The organism is Massilia atriviolacea (assembly GCF_003953935.1).
GTDB lineage: Bacteria > Pseudomonadota > Gammaproteobacteria > Burkholderiales > Burkholderiaceae_D > Telluria_A > Telluria_A atriviolacea.
The window spans coordinates 125,776-146,546 of the sequence record NZ_RXLQ01000004.1 but is presented as its reverse complement, the minus strand read 5'-3'; the positions used below and the strand labels follow the sequence as shown (position 1 = coordinate 146,546).

General features: G+C 65.2%; 22 protein-coding genes. 12 read left to right on the top strand and 10 right to left on the bottom strand.

Going from position 1 to position 20,771, the window contains the following annotated elements; translation table 11 throughout:
* Positions 1–13: 13 nt before the first annotated feature.
* Positions 14–502, top strand: a complete 489-nt coding sequence (locus EJB06_RS08650) for an REP-associated tyrosine transposase (protein ID WP_126073618.1) — start codon at positions 14–16, stop codon at positions 500–502.
* Positions 503–654: 152 nt separating this feature from the next.
* On the opposite strand, the gene EJB06_RS08645 is transcribed toward EJB06_RS08650, so the two are convergent.
* On the bottom strand, positions 655–1,212 hold the full coding sequence (locus tag EJB06_RS08645) for a porin family protein (RefSeq protein ID WP_126073617.1): 558 nt from the start codon (positions 1,210–1,212) through the stop codon (positions 655–657).
* Positions 1,213–1,415: 203 nt separating this feature from the next.
* A complete protein-coding gene (locus EJB06_RS08640) occupies positions 1,416–2,009 on the bottom strand; it encodes an alpha-ketoglutarate-dependent dioxygenase AlkB family protein (RefSeq protein WP_126073616.1) in 594 nt (197 codons plus the stop codon).
* A gap of 58 nt (positions 2,010–2,067) precedes the next feature.
* Between EJB06_RS08640 and EJB06_RS08635 the strand changes: the two genes are divergently transcribed.
* Positions 2,068–2,649 carry a putative pterin-binding protein gene (locus EJB06_RS08635; protein WP_126073615.1) on the top strand — a complete coding sequence of 194 codons (582 nt, stop codon included), beginning with the start codon at positions 2,068–2,070 and terminating at the stop codon, positions 2,647–2,649.
* A 10-nt stretch (positions 2,650–2,659) separates the two neighbouring features.
* On the opposite strand, the gene EJB06_RS08630 is transcribed toward EJB06_RS08635, so the two are convergent.
* The 8 genes from EJB06_RS08630 to EJB06_RS08595 form a co-directional block, all read right to left on the bottom strand.
* Positions 2,660–3,022, bottom strand: a complete 363-nt coding sequence (locus tag EJB06_RS08630; RefSeq protein ID WP_126073614.1) for a hypothetical protein — start codon at positions 3,020–3,022, stop codon at positions 2,660–2,662.
* Positions 3,023–3,196: 174 nt separating this feature from the next.
* Entirely contained in the window at positions 3,197–3,700 is a 504-nt protein-coding gene (locus tag EJB06_RS08625; RefSeq protein WP_126073613.1) for a GNAT family N-acetyltransferase, read from the bottom strand.
* Complete coding sequence (locus EJB06_RS08620) at positions 3,697–4,542, bottom strand: Rossmann-like and DUF2520 domain-containing protein (protein WP_126073612.1); 846 nt, start codon at positions 4,540–4,542, stop codon at positions 3,697–3,699. Before EJB06_RS08620 ends, EJB06_RS08625 begins: the two co-directional genes overlap by 4 nt.
* Positions 4,543–5,121 carry a DUF924 family protein gene (locus EJB06_RS08615; protein WP_126073611.1) on the bottom strand — a complete coding sequence of 193 codons (579 nt, stop codon included), beginning with the start codon at positions 5,119–5,121 and terminating at the stop codon, positions 4,543–4,545.
* 12 nt (positions 5,122–5,133) lie between these two features.
* The gene (locus tag EJB06_RS08610) at positions 5,134–5,880 is read right to left on the bottom strand and encodes an MgtC/SapB family protein (protein ID WP_126073610.1); all 747 of its coding nucleotides are present in this window, start codon (positions 5,878–5,880) and stop codon (positions 5,134–5,136) included.
* Positions 5,881–5,910: 30 nt separating this feature from the next.
* Positions 5,911–6,177: a hypothetical protein gene (locus EJB06_RS08605; protein WP_126073609.1), complete on the bottom strand. Its 267-nt coding sequence runs from the start codon at positions 6,175–6,177 to the stop codon at positions 5,911–5,913.
* On the bottom strand, positions 6,177–7,985 hold the full coding sequence (locus tag EJB06_RS08600; RefSeq protein WP_198420791.1) for an aminopeptidase P family protein: 1,809 nt from the start codon (positions 7,983–7,985) through the stop codon (positions 6,177–6,179). Before EJB06_RS08600 ends, EJB06_RS08605 begins: the two co-directional genes overlap by 1 nt.
* 130 nt (positions 7,986–8,115) lie before the next feature.
* Complete coding sequence (locus tag EJB06_RS08595; RefSeq protein WP_126073607.1) at positions 8,116–8,802, bottom strand: Crp/Fnr family transcriptional regulator; 687 nt, start codon at positions 8,800–8,802, stop codon at positions 8,116–8,118.
* 152 nt (positions 8,803–8,954) lie between these two features.
* On the opposite strand from EJB06_RS08595, the gene EJB06_RS08590 reads away from it, so the two are divergent.
* From EJB06_RS08590 to EJB06_RS08545, 10 genes are all read left to right on the top strand, one after another.
* A complete protein-coding gene (locus tag EJB06_RS08590; protein WP_126073606.1) occupies positions 8,955–10,913 on the top strand; it encodes an AMP-dependent synthetase/ligase in 1,959 nt (652 codons plus the stop codon).
* A gap of 13 nt (positions 10,914–10,926) precedes the next feature.
* On the top strand, positions 10,927–11,748 hold the full coding sequence (locus tag EJB06_RS08585; protein ID WP_126073605.1) for an ABC transporter ATP-binding protein: 822 nt from the start codon (positions 10,927–10,929) through the stop codon (positions 11,746–11,748).
* A gap of 132 nt (positions 11,749–11,880) precedes the next feature.
* Positions 11,881–12,777: a branched-chain amino acid ABC transporter permease gene (locus EJB06_RS08580; RefSeq protein WP_126073604.1), complete on the top strand. Its 897-nt coding sequence runs from the start codon at positions 11,881–11,883 to the stop codon at positions 12,775–12,777.
* A 1-nt stretch (position 12,778) separates the two neighbouring features.
* A complete protein-coding gene (locus EJB06_RS08575; RefSeq protein WP_126073603.1) occupies positions 12,779–13,837 on the top strand; it encodes a branched-chain amino acid ABC transporter permease in 1,059 nt (352 codons plus the stop codon).
* A 22-nt stretch (positions 13,838–13,859) separates the two neighbouring features.
* The gene (locus tag EJB06_RS08570; protein WP_198420790.1) at positions 13,860–15,188 is read left to right on the top strand and encodes an ABC transporter substrate-binding protein; all 1,329 of its coding nucleotides are present in this window, start codon (positions 13,860–13,862) and stop codon (positions 15,186–15,188) included.
* A gap of 88 nt (positions 15,189–15,276) precedes the next feature.
* On the top strand, positions 15,277–16,098 hold the full coding sequence (locus EJB06_RS08565) for an ABC transporter ATP-binding protein (protein WP_198420789.1): 822 nt from the start codon (positions 15,277–15,279) through the stop codon (positions 16,096–16,098).
* Positions 16,099–16,107: 9 nt separating this feature from the next.
* Complete coding sequence (locus tag EJB06_RS08560; RefSeq protein ID WP_126073602.1) at positions 16,108–16,461, top strand: MmcQ/YjbR family DNA-binding protein; 354 nt, start codon at positions 16,108–16,110, stop codon at positions 16,459–16,461.
* Positions 16,458–17,729 (top strand): phenylacetate--CoA ligase family protein, encoded by a 1,272-nt coding sequence (locus EJB06_RS08555; protein ID WP_126073601.1) that lies wholly within the window; start codon positions 16,458–16,460, stop codon positions 17,727–17,729. The genes EJB06_RS08560 and EJB06_RS08555 overlap by 4 nt, the downstream gene beginning before the upstream one ends.
* Before the next feature lie 325 nt (positions 17,730–18,054).
* Complete coding sequence (locus tag EJB06_RS08550; RefSeq protein WP_126073600.1) at positions 18,055–18,636, top strand: hypoxanthine-guanine phosphoribosyltransferase; 582 nt, start codon at positions 18,055–18,057, stop codon at positions 18,634–18,636.
* 375 nt (positions 18,637–19,011) lie between these two features.
* Complete coding sequence (locus tag EJB06_RS08545; RefSeq protein ID WP_126073599.1) at positions 19,012–20,712, top strand: glycosyl hydrolase family 18 protein; 1,701 nt, start codon at positions 19,012–19,014, stop codon at positions 20,710–20,712.
* Positions 20,713–20,771 lie beyond the last annotated feature (59 nt).

Genomic DNA, 20,771 nt, shown 5'->3' with positions numbered 1-20,771 from the left:
CCACACTGGAAAGATGAATGACTATCGCGCCAACCGGGTCGCCGGGCACAGCTACTTCTTCACGGTGCGCCTGTCCGGGCGCGACAGCACCCTGCTGACCGACCATATCGCCGCCTTCGGCGAAGCCATCCGCCAGGCGCGCAGCCGCAAACCCTTCCACGTCGACGCCTGGGTCGCCCTGCCCGACCACGCCCACGCCATCTGGACCCTGCCGCCGGGCGACCACGATTGCGCGACGCGCTGGCGCGCCGTCAAGATCGCATTTTCGAAGTCGCTGGGGAAGTCGCTGGGAAAGTCGCGCGCGGGCGCGGCGCCCGATACCATCTGGGAACCGCATTACCGCCAGCATCCGGTCGGGAGCGACGAGTACGCCGGCCTGGTCGACTACATCCACCACAATCCCCTGCGCCACGGCCTGTGCGGGGCGCCCCAGGAGTGGCCCTGGTCGTCGCTGCACCGCTTCATCGCGGCCGGGATGGTGGCCGGATCGAACAGCGCGTAAAAAGACCGCAACAGACAAAGCGCCTCCCGATGGGTACAGCAAGCGGAGGGGGCGCTTGCTGCACACACTGGAAGGCGCCGTGCCTGTGACGGTCAGCCCTTCTGTACGGAGCGGTTCAGGCCGGGCGCGGGGCGTCCGGCCTGAACGGTCGATCAGAAGCTATAGCGGGCACCGACGGTGATGGCGTCTGCCTTGGCACCGAAGTCCTTGCTCTTGCCATAGCGCTCGTATTCGAGCGTCAGGGCGACCTGCTTGTTGATGTTGTACTGAGCGCCGACGCCCGCGTACACACCCGTGTCGCTTTCCTTGTAGTTCAGGTTCGACGAAGTGCTGTCGACCTTGCTGTAGCCTACGCCCAGCTTGCCGTAGACCGAGAACATCTCGTTGACTGGCATGGTGCCCTTGCCGGCGACGTAGGCGCGCTTGCCTTCGGTGCTGCCGGTGCCGTTGAGGTTGCCGATCTTGTAGTCGTACTCAGCCTTGCGCAGGTCGGTGTAACCGGCTTCCACGCCCCACATCGGGGTGATGTCGACGCCGCCGAAGACTTTCAGCGATGGCTTGAAGCCGTCGCCGTCGTAGTCGTTGCCGCCGATCTTGAAATTATGGTCGGACGAAGCGACGCCGAGGCCGATGTAGGGAACTGGGTTCTGAGCTTGCGCTGCGGTCATCGCGGTGACGCCGGCGATCAATGCAAAAATGAGCTTTTTCATGCGGAATCCTTTGTGTGAAACAGTCTGTTCCGCAATTCCCAATGAATTGCGAGGTAATCAAGATAGCACTGCGAACAGGCCGCATGAAGGGGCATTCCGTAAGACTTGTAAGCAAATGTAACGCGAAAAATCGTGCTTCCGGCGAATAACTGACCAGGAGTTCAGCTATATGTATTTTTTAGATAGGGCACGTTAAGCGCAAATTAAAAGACGTAGCGGAAAGTTAGATTCACTCGCGGGCCGATGGCGCGCGTCGACTTGTTGATTCCATGCTGCCAGTGCTTTTGAGTGTTTCCGGACATCACTAATAAAGTACCGTCATTTAAGCCTAGTTTAAGTGTCTGTTTCGTCCCTTTGTGGCGCAGGACGAAGCTGCGGGGGGCCCCGAAACTGAGCGAGGCGATCACCGGCTCGGGGCCGAGCTCGATTTCGTCGTCGCTGTGCATGCCCATGCTGTCGCGCTCGTTGCGGTAGTAATTGAGCAGGACGCTGTTGAAGCGATGGCCGCAGGCGGCTTCGACCGCCTGTTTGAGTTCCAGCTGCAGCGGTGTGAACGGCAGCGGTTCGAGGCGCAGGCCGGAATAGGTGTACGCCGCCTCGCCATGCCAGGCGGTCAGGCGCGGCTGCGGGTGGCGCTTGCCCCACAAGGTGATCGATTCGGCGCGCCAGTCGGTTTCGGCGATGAGGCGCGCCAGCACCTCGGCATTGCTGATGGGCAGCGGCAGCTGGGGCAGCACCGCCAGGGCGCCGTCCTCGAGCGGAAACGGGGTCAGCCGGGTTTCTTGAAACAGGTCCATGGGGAGGCGGGATGGCGATATGATGGCGGGAAGACACTCACGACGGAGCTATTCTCGCATGAAAAAACGCCAATTCCTGGGCGCGGCGCTGGGCGCCGCCGCCCTGCCCGCCGCCGCTGCGGCGTCCGCGGCCGCCAGGGCGGCGCCCGGACCGGCCCTGCTGACCCTGACCGGCGCCCTGGCGCGCAGCAACCGCGGCCCGTTCGACCCGGTGCGCGACCAGATGATGCACAAGCAAAAGCTCAGTTTCGACAAGGCCTTCAGCCTCGACTTCGCCGCCCTGCTGGCCCTGCCGGCGGTGGACATCCGCCCGACCCTGGAATACGACGGCAAGCCGCACGCGCTGCGCGGGCCGCTGCTGCTCGATGTGGTGGCGCTGAGCGGCACGCGGCTGCGCGAGGACGGCAAACTGCTGCTGCGCGCGGTCGACGGCTATGCGGTGGCGCTGCCGGTGGCGCAGGCGCGCGCGCAGCGCTTCATGGTCGCCACCCACCTGGACGGCGCGCCGATGGCGCTGGGCGGTCTGGGGCCGCTATGGGCGGTGTACGATGCCGACCGCTTTCCGGAAATGGCCGCCAAACCGGTCGCCGAACGCTTCGGCGCCTGTCCGTGGGCCCTGTATCACATCGAGGTGGCGTGAGGCTCCCGGCTCAGGAATACGCTTCGGCCAGCGACATCACGCGCGGCGTGACGGTGATGCCGACATTGCCGAACAGGGTATCGATGGCTTTCAGGTTGGCCTCGCACTCTTCGGTTTTCCAGCCCTTGAAGATGTCGGTGCCGTCCTTTTGAAAGTGCAGGTCGAGCACCTTGCCGCGGTCCTTGTGGGTATAGGCCTCGCTGTGGGTGTTCTGGAAGCCCAGCTCGGCCAGGCCGGCCAGCACCGCATTCGGTGGATTGTCGGGATCGGTGGCGAGGAACACGCCGAAAGTCTTGCCGGGGGGTTTGGCGGCAATGTCGACTTCATAAATGCCGGGCGCCTTTGTGACAGACGTACTTTTCAAAAATAGCATGCTGGTCTCCCTGGTCGACGTAAGCAGCGGCATGGCGATCCCTGCCGTTTTGGCAAGTCTCCCGCAACATCACCGTAACGGTCTAGCTTATTGCGATTTTTTGCGTTTGTCGATGCATGGTTGCATCTTTTCGCATTAATGCATCAGCCGCGTTGCATAGCGGCGGCAGGGACTTTACGGCCCCGGCCTGATCCAGCCCATCAGGGCATCGTCTTCGATCTCGCCGCGCGCATTGCGCACGCGCCCGCGCAGCCGCCCTTCCTCGACGAAACCGAGCGAGGCATACAATGCGCGCGCCTTGACATTCGATTCGCGCGCGAACAGCTCGACCCGCGTGATGTGGGGCATGCGTTCGCTCACCTCGGCCAGCAGCGCGCCGAACAGGGCGCGTCCCACGCCCTTGCCCTGGCACGCGGGCGCCACCGCGATGGTCAGGTCGGTCAGCAGGTGCGACAGCGCGGCGACGCCCACGCGCGAAGCGTGGATCTCGCCACCGATCGTGCCTTCTTCCTCGTAGACGAATTCGATGCCGTCGGCGGCCGCCTTGCGCATGAAGCCACTGATGTAATCGTCCGTCACTTCGTCCGGCGTGCGCGCGATGCCGTCCGGGATGCGCGCCACCGCCTTGTACAGCGCGAGCAGCTGCGCATGGTCCTTCGCTTCGGCTTTCCTGATCATTTTGCGTCCTTGCCAAGGTTGTCGATCTTGCGCCGCGCCAGGTCCCGGGTCGGCGCCACCAGCGCCGCGTACAGTTCCCCGGTCGGCCCGTCCCACGCGGCCAGCGCGGCCTGCTGGCGCGCCACCGTCTCCATGTCGCCGCGCGCGACCGGCCCGCTCAGCGCCGCCGCCGCGCCCAGGCGGAATACATTGGCCATGCTCTCCGACGCCAGCGGCTGGGCCAGCGCGCGCGCCACCGGTTCCGGCACGCCCGCCGCCTGGTAGGCGCGCAGGGCGGCGTCGAGCACCGTCACCAGGTAATTCGAGGCGAACACCGAGGCCGCGTGATACACCGTCTTGGCGCGCGCGTCGATGGCCACCGGCTGCGCGCCGATCGACGCCAGCGCCGGCAGGAGCACCGCCAGCGCTCCCTCATCGCCCTCGACCCCGCAAAAGGTGCCGCCGAAGTCCTGCGCCACCTGGGCCGGATCGGCAAAGCTGCGGATCGGATGCACGCTCGCCGCCAGCGCCCCGGCGGCGCCGGCCGGCGCCAGTTCGGCCGACGACTTCGCGCCGCTGCAATGGAACACGATGGCGTCCTTGATGCGATGGCGGGCGGCCAGCTGCGCGCACACGGCGCCGATCCGGTCGTCGCCGACGGCCAGCATCCACACATCGGCGGCGCGCATCTGGTCCAGCGCCGCCACCGCGCGCCCGGCGCCGATGAAGCCGATCGCGTCGAGCGCGCCCGCCTGCGAGCGGGTCAGCACGTCCTGCACCGTCAACGCGCCGCTTGCCGCGAACAGGCGCCCCAGCACGCGGCCCACATGGCCGGCGCCGATCAGGTTGAGGGTGCGCGCCACCTAGAAGCCCGAACCCGGCTGCTCGAGGTACCCGGCTTCCTCGGGCGTCGAGGCGCGCCCGAGGATCGGGTTACGGTGCGGGAAGCGGCCGAAGCGCGCAATCACGCCACGGTGGCGGTGGGCGTAATCGAGCGCGCCTTCGAAGGCCTCGCCGTACTGCGCCAGCCCGGCAAACAGAGCCACCGAACGCTCCTGCATGCGCGCGTCCTCGGCGTGCTCGAACGGCATGTAGGCGAACCAGCGCTGCACGGGCGTGAGAGTCCTGTCGGCGCCGCTGTCGACCAGGCGCGTGGCGGCGGCCAGCGCCAGCGCGTCGCCGGAAAACGAGGCCGGCTGGCCGCGCCAGGCGTTGCGGGTGAGCTGGTCGAGCAGCACGATGCGCGCCAGCGCCCCTTGCGGCCCTTCCTCCTCCCATTCGCGCAGGCCGCCGGCGACCGCGTGTTCGAGCAGGTGGCCGAAGCGTTCGACCACCTCGGCATCGAAGGCCTCGCTCTTGCGGAACCAGGCCTGGCGCGGCTGGTCGTGGCCTTCCGTCCCCTCGGGCAGGAACCAGAAATCGAGTATGTCCTGGGCTTTCATGGGTGCTCCTTCTTAGTTGCGGGCGTGGGAGATCTGGAAACTGTCGATGCCTTCGAAGCGCGCCAGTTCGGCCGCCAGCTCGGACAGCGGCGCACCGCTTTTCTTGGACAGCGCCAGCGCCACGAAACGCCATTCCTGCTTGCTGTTGTCGCTGCCGATGGTGAGCGAGCCGCCGGCGATGGCGTAGCCGCGTTCGAGCGCGATGCGGCGCAGCGCGTCTTCGCGCGGCACATAGCCTTGCTTGAAGCGCATCATCACCGCCACCGCGTGGCGCGAGGGCAGCCAGGCTTCGACCTTGGACAGGTAAATCATGATCATCGCCGAAAAGAAGGCCAGCCCCATCGCAGCCAGGTAAAAGCCGACGCCGACCAGGATGCCGATCACCGACGAGGTCCAGATCGAGGCGGCCGTGGTCAGGCCGCTGATGTTGAAACCTTCGCGCATGATCACGCCCGCGCCGAGGAAGCCGATGCCGGTGACGATGCCCTGGATCACGCGCGTGGGGTCGACCGCCGCCAGCAGCGAGGCGCCGCTGCCGCCGAACCAGAAACCCGGATAGCCGCCGACGATGGTCAGCGCGGCCGAGGCCATGCACACCAGTCCATAGGTGCGCATGCCGGCCGCGCGCCCGTGGTAGGAGCGTTCGTAGCCGACCAGCAGCCCGAGCGCCAGCGCGCCCAGCAGGTTAAGCAGGATCAGGCCATTGGTGGCGATTTCCGGTTTCGACCAGTAGGCCGAGATCAGCTCCGTGAACGACATGCGCTTTCCTTCAGGGTGATGCTAGGGAGCCTAGGGAGCCGGCTTCTTTTTCACCAGCTGCTTTTCGAAGGCGACGTCGAGTTTGCTGACGCGCCGCGCCACCTGCGGTCCGAGCTTGTTGACGAAGGCGACAAACTGGTCGAGTTCGAGCGGGGCGCACAGGGGCGGCTCGCCCGGCGCTTCGGACAGGAAGAACAGGCCGTCGCCGGTGCGGGCCATCGAGTAGCCGGCGTTGCCGCTGCGGACCTTGAGGCGGTCGACGGCGGCGCTGGCGCGGGTTGAACGGGCGGTCGACATCAGATCTCCTGCGTGCGTAAATGGAGCCAGGCGGCGGCCGGGCCGCTCACATGCGGCGCCAGGCGCGCGCGCACGGTGGCGTGGTAGTCGTTGATCCAGGCGATTTCGTCGGCGCGCAGCAGCGGCAGGTGCAGGCAGCGCGTGTCGATCGGACACAGGGTCAATGTCTCGAAGCGCAGCCAGTCGCCGAATTCGGTACGCTCGGCGGCCACGTTCAGGACCAGGTTTTCGATGCGGATGCCCCAGCGGCCGGGCCGGTAGATGCCCGGTTCGACCGAGGTGATCATGCCCTCTTCCATGGCGCTGTGCGGCTCCGGCATGGCGCTTGCGGAGATCGACTGCGGGCCTTCGTGCACATTCAGGAAGAAGCCGACCCCGTGCCCGGTGCCGTGGCCGTAGTCGATGCCGGCGGCCCAGATCGGGGCGCGCGCCAGCGCATCGAGCATCGGCGAACGGGTGCCGCGCGGGAAGCGCGCCGACGACAGTGCGATCACGCCCTGAAGCACCCGGGTAAAGTCGCTGCGCTGCGCCTCGCTGGTGGCGCCCACCGGCACCACGCGGGTGATGTCGGTGGTGCCGCCCAGGTACTGGCCGCCGGAATCGATCAGCAGCAGGCCGTCGCCTTCGATGACGGCGTGCGCCGCCTCGCTGGCGCGGTAGTGGATGATGGCGCCGTTGGCGTTAAAGCCGGCGATGGTGCCGAAACTGGGGCTCACAAAATTTGGCCGGCGCGCGCGCGCGGCCGTGATGTGGCGGTCGATGGCCGTTTCGGTCAACGGGGCGCGCGCCGGGTCGGCCAGTTCGGCCTCGAGCCAGGCGAAAAATTCGCACAGGGCCGCGCCATCCTGCTCCATGGTGGCGCGCACGTGGGCGGCGTCGGCTGCGGATTTCCTGGACTTGGCGAAGGTGCTCGGGTTGACCGCCTCGATCACCGTCACGCCGGGCGCGACGGCGCCGCGCATGCCGGCCGTGATGCGGCGCGGGTCGACCAGCAGGGTGGAATCGGCCGCCAGCGTTGCCAGGGCGGCGGCGGCATCGTCGTACGCGGCGAGCGTCACGCCATCCCGCGACAGGCGCGCGCGCAGCTCGGGCGGGACCTTGGCGTCGGCCACGAACAGGGTGGCGCCGTCGTTGTCGATCAGGGCATGGGCCAGGAACACCGGGTTGTAGCTCACGTCGGCGCCGCGCAGGTTGAACAGCCAGGCGATGTCGTCGAGGGTGGAGATGAAGTGGCGCTGCGCGCCCGCCTTGGCCATGGCGGCGCGGGTGGCGGCCAACTTGTCGGCGCGGCTCAAGGAGGCGAACGGCGCGCCGTGCTCGAACACCGCAGCGGGCGGCAGCGCGGGGCGCTCGCTCCAGACGCCGTCGAGCAGGTCGATATCGGTGCGCAGAACGATGCCGCGCGCGCCCAGGGCGTCGGCCAGCAGGCGCGCGGTGGACAGGCCCAATACGCGGGCGTCCACCGCCACCGTCTGGCCGGGCGCCAGCTTGGCGGCCAGCCAGTCGATGTGCAGCAGGCTGGCGCCTGACGGGATCTTCATCAGTTGCACGCTGCTGCCGGCCAGTTCGGTCTCGGCCTGGGTCCAATAGCGGCCATCGGTCCAGCAGCCCGCGAAGTCGGCGGTGGCGATGAAGGTGCCGACCGAGCCGGTGAAACCGGTCAGCCATTCGCGCCCCTGCCAGCGGCCGGGCAGGTATTCGGACAGGTGCGGGTCGGACGAAGGGATGATGCAGGCGTCGACCTGCGCGCCCCGCATGGCGGCGCGCAGTTGCGCGAGGCGTTCATCGCGCGTGGTGGAGGTGGGCATGGGCAGCGTTGAATCGGGTGGTGTCATTGGTCTAATGATACCTCTATCGCGCCCGGCCGTGGCGCGGCACGCGTCATCGCCCGTCTGGGAGTGTCTGCTGTTCAAAAAAACTTACGTCGACGGCGTTTCGTCAAGCCTGGAAGTGGCGCAGCCCTTCCAGGTCGAGCACGCGGATGCCGCCGTAGTCGAGCCGCACCAGTCCTTCTTTTTCGAGCAGTTGCAAGGCCTGGTTGGCGCGCTGGCGCGAGGCGCCCGACAGGTAGCCGATTTCTTCCTGCGAAATCTGCACCATCTTTTCCAGCCCCGGGTACAGGTGCGAGTTGAACATGGCGGCCAGGCAGCGCGCCACCCGGGTGTCGATATCGAGCGTGCGGTCGTTTTCGACCAGGCCGATGAACTGGCCCAGGCGTTCGTTGAGCTGCATCAGCAGAAAACGCGTGAACGGCAGGCTCACTTCCAGCAGCCATTCGAACGTTTCGCGCGGCATGCGCGCCACGCGCGTGTCGCGCAGCGCCATCACATCGTATTTGCGCATCTGGTCCTTGAGCAGCGAGCCCTCGCCGAACCAGCCGCCGGTGGGCACGCCGGCGAAGGTGACGTTTTTCCCGGACGGCGAAAAATTGTTGATCTTGACCAGGCCGTCGATGATCCCGACCCAGTTTTCCAGCGGCTCCCCCTTGCGGCACACGAAACCGCCCTTGGGCACGAACTGCTCGAAGCAGTCGGCCTCGACCCGGATCATCTCGGCGGGCGTGAGGGTGCGGGCCCAGATGGTCGAGCGCAGGTGATCTACTAATGTCTGTGTCTGGTTTGTCATTGTGCGTCGCAGCATCGAAAGTCGCGAATTTGAGGGCGAATTGTCATCCAAAAGACAACCTGCTGGCCCAACGCGAGCTAATATCATCACACAAAAAACGCGCCACCCCGATTTTGACGTGACGGAGGGGGCCAGACAATCAAAAGGGGACGCTGGTGCAGACACTCGATGGCTCGCAATTGCAGACTTTTCCACGGCGCCTGCTGGCGCACGGACAGGAACGCCCGCAGCGCCCCGCCTTCCGCGAAAAGCACCTGGGCATCTGGCAGACCTGGAGCTGGCAGCAGGTCAACGCCGAGGTGCGCGCACTGGCCTGCGGCCTGGCGTCGCTGGGTTTCACGCGCGGGATGAACCTGGCCATCATCGGCGACAACCGCCCGCGCCTGTACTGGGCCATGCTGGCCGCGCAAGCCTTTGGCGGCGTGCCGGTGCCGCTGTACCAGGATGCGCCGGCGGCCGACATGGCGTATGTGCTCAACGACGCCGAGATCGCCTTCGCCATCGTCGAAGACCAGGAACAGGTCGACAAGCTGCTCGAACTGCGGGACCAGTGCCCGCAGGTGCGCCACATCGCCTTTGACGACGAACGCGGCATGCGCCACTACAAACAGCCCGGCCTGTGCTCCTTCGCGGCGCTGCAAACGCTGGGCCGCGCATGGGACCAGGCGCATCCCGGCGCCTTCGAAGCGGCGCTGGCCGCCGGCAGCGGCAGCGACATTGCGATCATCCTGTACACCTCCGGCACCACCGGCAAACCGAAGGGCGTATGCCAGTCGCATGCGGCGCTGATGGCGGCCGGCGTGGGCGGGGTCGGCTTCGACAAACTCACCGACCGCGAAGACATCCTGTCCTACCTGCCGATGGCCTGGGTGGGCGACTGCCTGTTCTCGCTGGCGCAGGCCATGGTGGCCGGCTTTACGGTCAACTGCCCGGAATCGGGCGACACGGTGCTGACCGACCTGCGCGAGATCGGCCCGACCTACTATTTTGCGCCGCCGCGCGTGTTCGAGAACATGCTCACCACCGTCATGATCCGGATGGAAGACGCGAGCGCCATCAAGCGCAGGATGTTCCACCATTTCATGGAGGTGGCCAGGCGCTGCGGCGCCGATATCCTGGACGGCAAACCGGTATCGGGCGCGGACCGCGCCGCGTATGCGCTCGGGAGCCTGCTGGTGTATGGCCCGCTGAAAAACGTGCTTGGCCTGTCGCGCGTGCGCGTGGCCTACACCGCCGGCGCGGCGATCGGACCGGACCTGTTCCGCTTCTACCGCTCGATCGGCGTCAACCTCAAGCAGCTGTACGGCTCCACCGAAACCTGCGCCTACGTGTGCCTGCAACCGGACGGGAACATCAAGTTCGACAGCGTCGGCCTGCCCGCGCCCGGCGTCGAGGTGAAGATCGCCGCCAGCGGCGAAGTGCTGGTCAAGTCGGCCGCCACCATGGCCGGCTACTTCAAGCGCGCCGATGCGACGGCGGAAGTGATCGACGCCGAGGGCTACTTCCACACGGGTGACGCCGGCATTTTTGATGCCGAAGGCCACCTGAAAATCATCGACCGCGCGGCCGACGTGGGCAAGATGAACTGCGGCGCGATCTTCGCGCCCAACTACATCGAGAACAAGCTCAAGTTCTTCCCCTTCATCAAGGAGGCGGTCGCCTTCGGGAATGCGCGCAGCCAGGTGTGCGCCTTCATCAATATCGACATGGAAGCGGTCGGCAACTGGGCCGAGCGGCGCAATATCGCCTACGCCGGCTACACCGACCTGGCTGCGCATGCCACCACCTACGACCTGATACGCGACTGCGTCGAGAAGGTCAACGCCGACCTGGCCGGCGAAGCGCTGATGGGCGCGACCCAGATCCACCGCTTCCTGGTGCTGCACAAGGAGCTCGACCCGGACGACGACGAACTGACGCGCACGCGCAAGGTGCGGCGCAAATTCATCGCCGACAAATACGCGGTGCTGATCGACGCGCTGTACACCGACAAGACCAGCCAGTTCATCAGCACCCAGGTCAAGTTCGAAGATGGGCGCGTGGGGATCGTCAGCGCCGATCTGCGCATCTGCGGGGCCACTACTTACCCCGTTTTGGAGAAGGCTGCGTGAGGAGCGCGTTGCGATGAATATGAACGAACCCAATGAACCCGCGACCGGCGGATCGACGCGCCAGACCGGCCCGGTGATCCTCGACCTGAAGAATATCTCGCTGTCGTTCGGCGGGGTCAAGGCGCTGACCGATATCTCGTTCGATGTGCGCCAGCACGAAATCCGCGCGATCATCGGGCCGAACGGCGCCGGCAAAAGCTCGATGCTCAACGTGATCAACGGCGTGTACCGCCCGCAGCAGGGCGAGATCGTGCTGCGCGGGGAGCACCGCAAGAACATGGATTGCCACGGCGCGGCCAAGGCGGGCATTGCGCGCACCTTCCAGAACATCGCGCTGTTCAAGGGGATGACGGTATTGGACAACATCATGACCGGCAGGAACCTGAAGATGAAGTCGAATTTCCTGATGCAGGCCCTGTACTGGGGCCCGGCGCGGCGCGAGGAGCTGGCGCACCGCGAAAAGGCGGAGGAGATCATCGACTTCCTCGAGATCCAGGCGATCCGCAAGACGCCGGTGGGGCGCCTGCCCTACGGCCTGCAAAAGCGCGTGGAGCTGGGACGGGCGCTGGCCGCCGAACCCGATATCCTGCTGCTCGACGAACCGATGGCGGGGATGAACGTGGAAGAAAAACAGGACATGTGCCGCTTCATCCTGGACGTGAACGACCAGTTCGGGACCACCATCGTGCTGATCGAGCACGACATGGGCGTGGTGATGGATATTTCGGACCGGGTGGTGGTGCTCGATTACGGCAAGAAGATCGGGGACGGCACGCCCGATGAAGTGCGCAGCAACCAAAACGTGATTAATGCGTATCTGGGAGTGGCGCATTGAAGCGATCACCAAAAACTATCAGCGCGTCGCCCCCGCGCAGGCGCGGGTCCATGGCACCTATGCTCAAAGGTGCTATGGATTTCCGCCTGCGCGGGAACGACGGGGTTAACCGACGGACCGAGAGGACGCACCATGAATTTTTTCTTTGAAGTCCTGATCGGCGGCCTGCTCTCGGGCGTCATGTACGCGCTGGTGGCCATCGGTTTCGTGCTGATCTACAAAGCCTCGGGCGTGTTCAACTTTGCCCAGGGCGCGATGGTGTTCTTCGCCGCCCTTACCTGCGTCGGCATCATCGACAAGTTCGGCGTCTCGATCTGGCTCGCCATTCCGCTGACCATCGTGGTGATGATCGCGCTCGGCCTGGCCATCGAACGGGTGGTCCTGCGCCCGCTGGTGAACCAGCCCGAGATCACCCTCTTCATGGCCACCATCGGCCTAGCCTTCTTCATCGAGGGCCTGGCGCAGCTGCTGTGGGGCTCGCAGGTGCACAAGCTGGACCTGCCGATCGAGGACGTGCCGATCCCCTACCTGCTCGATAACTACAACATCATCGTCTCCCAGTTCGACGTCACCGCCGCCGCCATCTGCGCGCTGCTGGTGACCGCACTGGCGCTGCTGTTCTCGAAAACCAAAGTGGGCCGCGCCCTGCGCGCGGTCGCCGACGACCACCAGGCGGCGCTCGCGGTCGGCATCCCGCTGCAGCAGATCTGGGCCGTGGTATGGGCCGTGGCCGGGCTGGTGGCGCTGGTGGCGGGCCTGCTGTGGGGCGCGCGCAACGGCGTGCAGTTCGCGCTCACCTTCATCGCCCTGAAAGCGCTGCCGGTACTGATCCTGGGCGGCTTTACCTCGGTCCCCGGCGCGATCGTCGGCGGCCTGATCATCGGCGCCTCCGAAAAACTGGCCGAGGTGTATATCGGCCCGATGGTCGGCGGCGGCATCGAAGGCTGGTTCCCGTACGTGCTGGCCCTGCTGTTCCTGCTGGTGCGGCCGGAAGGCCTGTTCGGCGAAAAAATCATCCGGAGAATCTGATATGTTTTACCGCGAAGCCGGACAATTCAAGACCACCTACGAATCCGACGGCCAGATCTTCCCGATCCGCCAGGAGCGCATCGCCCTGGGCGCCCTGCTGCTGGTGGCGCTGGCCATCGTGCCGCTGTTCGCCTCGCCCTACATGCTGTCGGCGATCCTGATTCCCTTCCTGATCTTTTCGCTGGCCGCGCTGGGCCTGAACATCCTGACCGGCTACTGCGGCCAGCTTTCGCTGGGCACCGCCGCCTTCATGGCGGTCGGCGCCTTTGCCTCGTTTAACTTCATCGCCCGCCTGCCCGGCATCCCGATGCTGCTGGCCTTCGTGCTGGGCGGCCTGTGCGCGGCCATGGTGGGCATCGCCTTCGGCCTGCCCTCGCTGCGCATTCGCGGCTTCTACCTGGCCGCGTCGACCCTGGCGACCCAGTTCTTCGTGGTCTGGTGCCTGACCAAGATCCCCTACCTGACCAACGGCAGCGCCTCGGGCGTGATCACGGCGCAGAAGATCGTCATCTTCGGCTACCAGTTCGATACGCCGGCCAGCAAGTACGTGCTGGTGCTGGCGATCGTGGCGCTCATGGCGCTGCTGGCCAAGAACATGATCCGCTCGAACGTGGGCCGCTCGTGGATGGCCGTGCGCGACATGGACGTGGCGGCCGAAGTGATCGGCTTTCGGCCGATGCGCACCAAGCTGCTGGCCTTCGCGGTCAGCTCCTTCTACTGCGGCGTGGCCGGCGCGCTGTACGCCTACGCCTACCTGGGCACGGTCGAACCGGAAGCGTACAACCTCGACCTGTCGTTCCGCATCCTGTTCATGATCATCATCGGCGGGGTCGGCTCGGTGCTCGGCTCCTTTCTCGGCGCGGCCTTCATCGTGCTGCTGCCGGTGTTCCTGAATATTTTGGCGCACAGCCTGTCGCTGCCAACCTCGGTGGCGTCGAACCTGGAGTTGATGGTGTTCGGCGCGCTGATTATCTTTTTTCTGATCGTGGAGCCGCACGGCCTTGCGCGCCTGTGGCAAGTAGGTAAAGAAAAACTGCGGCTTTGGCCGTTCCCGCATTAACCGCATCATCCCGGAGACCATCATGAATCACGTAAAACAGAAGATGAAGAGCGCTAAAATCAAGAGCCTGCTGTTGTGCGCCGCCCTGATCGGCGCCTTCAACCAGGTGCAGGCGGCCGACCAGTTCCTCGCGCTGCCGTCCTACCGCGTGGGCCCGTATGCGGCCGGCGGCTCGGGCTTCTACGGCGGTGCGATCGATTACTTCAACCTGGTCAACGCCAACGGCGGCGTCAATGGCGTCAAGATCCTGTGGGAAGAATGCGAGACCGAATACAACCCCTCGCGCGGGATCGAATGCTACGAACGGCTGAAAACCAAGAACGGCGGCGCCACCATGGTCGAGCCGCTCTCCACCGGGATCGCCTACGGCGTGCTCGATCGCCTGGTGCAGGACAAGATCCCGATGACCACCCTCGGCTACGGCCGCTCGGATGCTGCCAACGGCAAGGTCTTCCCGTACGTGTTCCCGCTCATTACCAGCTACTGGAACCAGGCGGCGGCGATGGTCAAGTACCTGGCCGACAAGGAAGGCGGCTACGCCAAGCTGAAAGGCAAGAAGATCGTCCACCTGTACCACGATTCGGCCTTCGGCAAGGAACCGCTGCCGGTGCTGGAAGCGCAGGCCAAGCAGTACGGCTTCGAATTGATCAAGATCGCGGTGGCGCCGCCGGGCAGCGAGCAGCAGTCGCAGTGGCTGCAGATCCGCCAGGCCAGGCCGGACCACGTGATCCTGTGGGGCTGGGGCGTGATGAATTCGGTCGCGATCAAGACCGCGCAGCGCAACGGCTTCCCGCGCGAGAAGATGCTGGGCGTGTGGTGGGCCGGTTCGGAAGAGGACATGATCCCGTCGGGCGACGCGGCCAAGGGCTACACCTCGATGACCTTCAACACGCCGGGTAACTACCCGCTGATCGACGAGATCCGCAAGAAGGTCTACGCCGCCGGCAAGGGCAACCTGGCCGACCAGGCGCGTATCGGCTCGGTGTACCACATGCGCGGGCTGACCGCCGGCATCCTGTGGGTGGAAGCGATCCGCGTGGCGCAGGAAAAATTCGGCAAGGGGAAGACCATGACGGGCGACCAGATTCGCTGGGGCCTGGAAAACCTGAACGTGGACGAAGCGCGCCAGAAAGCGCTGGGCGCCTTCGGCATGTTCCCGACCGTGAAGACCAGCTGCGACGATCACGAAGGCTCGGGCGCGGTCAAGGTCCAGCAGTGGGACGGCAAGAAGTGGATCGCCATCACGCCGAACTGGGTGGTGGGCGACAAGGCCCTCACGCGCAAGCTGGTCGACGAGTCGTCGAACGCCTACGCGGCCGAGAAGAAGATCACGCCGGCCTGCATGAAGTAAGCCGGGAAGCAGCCAGACCCGGCAACCGTTCCCTTGCCCTCGCGCCAGAGCAGCGGCGCGGGGGATTTTTACACTACGCGAAAAGCCTATGAACACCATCGCTGCCAGCATGCCTTACCTGTCGGTCAATAACATCGAAGTCATTTACGACCACGTGATCCTGGTGTTGAAGGGCGTCTCCCTGCAGGTCCCGAAAGGCAAGATCGTGGCCCTGCTGGGCGCCAACGGCGCCGGCAAATCGACCACCCTCAAAACCATCTCCACCCTGCTGCGCGGCGAGCGTGGCGACGTGACCAAGGGCGAGGTGCAGTTCAAGGGCGAACGGGTCGACCAGCTCACGCCGAATGAGCTGGTCAAGCGCGGCCTGTCGCAGGTGATGGAGGGGCGCCACTGCTTCGGCCACCTGACCATCGAAGAGAACCTGCTGACCGGCGCCTACACCCGCAACATCTCGCGCGCCGAGCTGAAAGCGGCGCTCGATGCGGTGTACCAGTATTTTCCGCGCCTCAAAGAGCGGCGCGCCAGCCAGGCCGGCTACACCTCCGGCGGCGAGCAGCAGATGTGCGCGATCGGGCGCGCGCTGATGGCCAAGCCGTCCATGATTTTGCTCGACGAACCGTCGATGGGCATCGCGCCGCAGATCGTCGAAGAGATCTTCGACATCGTCAAGGATCTGAACCGGAAGGAAGGCGTGTCCTTCCTGCTGGCGGAACAGAACACCACGGTGGCGCTGCGCTACGCCGACTTCGGCTACATCCTGGAAAACGGGCGCGTGGTGATGGAAGGCGAGGCGAAGGAACTGGCCAGCAACGAGGACGTCAAGGAGTTCTACCTGGGCGTATCCGGGGCCGAGCGCAAGAGTTTCAGGGACATGAAGTTTTACCGCCGCCGCAAACGCTGGCTGGCTTGAGGAATCACGATGGATTTTGAAGCCGCAAAGGCGTTGTGCCGCACCTTCCCCGGCGCGACCGAAGACCGCAAATGGGAGACGCGCGCCGTGTTTTCGGTGGGCGAGAAGATGTTTGCGATGTCGGACCATGCCGTGCCGGCGACCGGCATCTGCTTCAAGGTGGACGACGAGCGCTTCCTGGAGCTCACCGACCGCCCCGGCATCATCCCCGCGCCCTACCTGGCGCGCGCGAAGTGGGTGTATGTGGAGCACGCGAAGGCCCTCAGCGATGCCGAGGCGGCGGCGCTGCTGCGGCGCGCCTACGAACTGATTTTCGCCAAACTGACACGCAAGCTGCAACGCCAGATCGGAGAACAAGCATGAAGGTGGACACCCCTGTGGATACCCTGGACGCGCTGGAGACGCGCGACCCGCAGGAGCGCGAACGCGACCTGATGGCGCGCCTGCCGCAACTGATCGAGCGCGCCCTCAGCGCGCCGGGCTGGGCGCGCATCCTCGACGGCGTCGACCCCGCCGCCATCAACAGCCGCGCCGCGCTGGCGGCGCTACCGATCACGCGCAAGGCCGACCTGAAAGCGCTGCAGAGCGCCTCGCGCCCCTTCGGCGGGCTGGCGGTCACGCCGGTGGGCGAACTGTCGCGCGTGTATGTCTCGCCGGGGCCGATCTTCGATCCGGAAGGGCGCGGCCAGGACTGGTGGCGCTTTGCGCGGCCGATGTACGCGGCCGGCGTGCGCGCGGGCGGGCTGCTGCAGAACTGCTTTTCGTATCACTTCACGCCCGCCGCCTTCATGGTCGAAGGCGGGGCGGCGCGCATCGGCTGCGCGGTGATTCCGGCCGGCGCCGGGCAGACCGAAATGCAGGTGCAGGCGATCGCCGACCTGCGTCCGGACACCTATGTGGGCACGCCGTCGTTTTTGCGCATCATCATCGAGAAGGCGCGCGAGATGGGGGCCGATATCGGCAGCATGCAGCGGGCCCTGATGGGCGCCGAGGCGCTGCCGGAGTCCCTGCGCGCGTGGTTCCGCGAAAACGGCGTGCCGCATGTGTTCCAGACCTATGCCTCGGCCGATATCGGCAGCATGGCGTACGAGACGGCCACCGATGGCGTGCTCAATCCCGGCATGGTGCTCGACGAGGACGTGCTGCTCGAAATCGTGCGGCCCGGCAGCGGGGAGCCGGTGGCGCCGGGCGACATCGGCGAGATCGTGGTGACCTTGTTCAATGCCGACTATCCGCTGATCCGCTTTGCGACAGGCGATATGTCGGCGCTGCTGGTGGACGCGGAGCCGTCGCGCTGCGGGCGCACCAACAGCCGGATTCGCGGCTGGCTGGGGCGGGCCGACCAGACCACCAAGGTGCGCGCGATGTTCGTGCATCCGTCGCAGGTCAATAACATCGTGCGCCGCCATCCGGGCATTCTGAAGGCGCGCATGGTGGTAACCGGGCGCATGGCGAACGATGTGATGACCTTGCACTGCGAGGTGGCCAGCGCGCCCGATGCGGCGCAGGCGGCGGCGATCGTGGAGTCGATTCGCGAGGTGACCAAGCTGCGCGGAGAAGTGCGCTTCGAGTCGCCGGGAACCCTGGCCGACGATGGGAAGGTGATCGAGGATCTGAGGGATTACAGCTGAACCGATACCGCGTCGTTGCCGCGTCCGCCTCCATGGCTCCCGCCACCGCCGTGGTTCCCGCTCCCGCCACCGCCGTCGTTCCCGCGCAGGCGGGAACCCAAGTTGGAAGATTAGCCGTCGACCAGGGCACGAACGTGGGTTCCCGCCTTTGCGGGAACGACGAAGCTTGTGGTGGAAACGATGACAGCGGTGTCGCCGCGATGACGATGCATCCCAAACGATGAGCGCCAAACGCAGCCGGCGCCTGTCGCACAATACCAACTAAGCGCATTGTGCAGTGCACTTTGCAGGATAATTGCCTGGTGTCCTTTATGAGCTAACCACCATGCAAGAATTCCACGCCGAACGCGCACGCGCCCTTCTCGACAATGCCGAGGAGATCTTCGATGCCGCCGCCGTCCAGGCCGCCGTACGCCAGGTCGCCGACAAACTCAACACCCGCTTCGACCAGCCCGGCAACGCCGCCTTTCCCCTGGTCCTCGGCGTGATGGGCGGCGCGGTGGTGTTCACCGGCAGCCTGCTCCCGCAACTGCGCTTCCCCCTCGAATTCGACTACATCCACGTCAGCCGCTACGGCGACGACGACCAGGGTGGCAATGTCGTGTGGAAAGTCATTCCGCGCCCCAGCGTGGCAGGCCGCATCATCATCGTGCTCGACGATATCCTGGACGAAGGCGAAACCCTGGCCCAGGTCAAGCAGCGCCTGCTCGACATGGGGGCGGCGGAAGTCGTCATCGCCGTGTTCGCCGACAAGGCCCTCAAGCGCAGCAAGCCGGTCAAGGCGGACATCGTCGGCCTGTCGATTCCGAACAAGTTCGTGGTCGGTTTCGGCATGGATGTGTATGGCTACTGGCGCAACTTGCCTGGCCTGTGGGCAATCCGCGCCGAAGACCTCAAGCAACGGTAATTTTCAACAAAATCCCCACCCGCACGAAAAACGCGCCGTATACACCTGCGGCGCGGTTAATACCAATCCAAACGGGTACTAAAGCGGTACTACTCATCTTGTGTACAATTTGATATCTCTCTGATATCTCGCCTTTCTCCGCCTCCACATTTAACTATGCGTTCCCCGTATATGCATCCTCGATAAAGGCATACCTTGCCTGGACGAGACATTCTTTCGCAAATTTAACTGGTATTTCATTTTAGTTAAACCAATAAAACCACTTGACTACCAATTCTCCTCGGCTCACTCTGACTCACCGTTTTTCCGATTGATCGGCGTAAGTTCCGATTGCAACTGATCGTAAAACGGACACCTATCGACCAAGGAGACAACATGGAATACAACACAAAGAGCGGCCTGCTGATCGCGCTCATGGGCGGCATGCTTGCCGCCTGCGGAGGCGGCAGCGGCGGCGACAAATCCAGCCTGCAGGGCAGCATGACCAAGACGGCTGCCGCCGTGGTCGCCTGTGCCGACTGGAATGCGACCGCGGTCTACACCGTCGGTAATTGCGTGGTCTACCAGGGCAAGGTCTACAAAGCCAAGTGGTGGACCCAGAACAATATCCCGGGCACCGAAGAATGGGGCCCATGGCAACTGACGACGGACACCCCGACGCCAACGCCTACCCCAACGCCGACGCCGACGCCGACTCCAACGCCGACGCCGACGCCTACCCCGACACCAACGCCTACCCCGACGCCAACGCCGACCCCGACCCCGACCCCGACCCCGGTCGCCGGCCGTGAAATCGGTTCCTACTTCGCGCAGTGGGGCGTGTACGGCCGCAGCTACGAAGTGGCAGACATCCATACCACCAAGACACCAGTGAACGGCGTGCCGACCAGCGTGGCCGACCAGCTGACCTTCATCAACTACGCCTTCGGCAACGTGTACGCCAAAAACGGCGGCTACGAATGCGATATGGTGACCAAGGCCGAAACCGGCAACAGCGTGCCGCCGCCAGCCGACGCCGGCACCGGCGGCGACGCCTACGCCGACTACCAGCGTTCGCCTGCGCGCACCGTCGACGGCAAGGTCATCCCGTGGGATGCCAAGCTGACCGGCAACTTCGCCCAGCTGAAACTGCTGAAAGCGGCCCACCCGAACCTGAAGATCTTCATCTCGCTGGGCGGCTGGAGCTGGTCGCGTTACTTCTCGGCAGCGGCAAAAACCGATGCCCTGCGCAAACAACTGGCCCGCTCGTGCATCAAGCAATTTATCGTGGGCGACTTGCCGGTGCAGGATGGCCGCGGCGGTCCGGGCGCGGCCAAGGGCGTGTTCGACGGGATCGATATCGACTGGGAATACCCGGGCGGTGGCGGTCAGCCGTACAACACGGTCGACACGGTCAACGACAAGCGCAACTTCACCCTGCTGATGGCCGAGTTCCGGGCCCAGCTCGATGAACAGGGCAAGAAGGACGGCAAACGCTATCCGCTGACGGCCGCCATCGGCGCCGGCGGCGAGAAGATTGCCCAGACCGAACCTGCGCTGTATAGTCAGTACATGGACTGGGTCAACGTGATGACGTACGACTTCCACGGCGGATGGGAAAACACCACCAACTTCCACGCGCCGCTGTACCGTGATCCGGCCGACCCGGCGACCGGCAACCTGGTCAAGTACAACACCGACGACGCGATCAAGACCCTGGTCGCAGCCGGCATGCCGAAAAACAAAATCCTGCTGGGCGTGCCGTTCTACGGCCGCGGCTGGAAAGGCGTGAGCCCCGGCCCGCGCGGCGACGGTTTGTACCAGGCAGCAAGCGGCCCGGCAGCGGGCCAGTACGAAGCCGGCATCGACGACTACAAGGTTCTCATCAATAAGGCCGGCACCCGCTGGACTCATCCGGTGACCAAGCAGTTGTACCTGCTGACGACCAGCAACGAATGGTGGAGCTATGACGATCCGGCGACCATCGACATTAAGATGAAGTATATGCGCGATCAGGGCCTGCGCGGCGCGTTCTCCTGGGAACTCGACGGCGATGCCAACGGTGCCCTGACCAGCGCAGTATGGAAGGGCCGCTAAGCGGCTAAGCGGAGGGACCGGCTGTCGCCACACAAGGCGGCCGGTTTCTCCATGCCCGC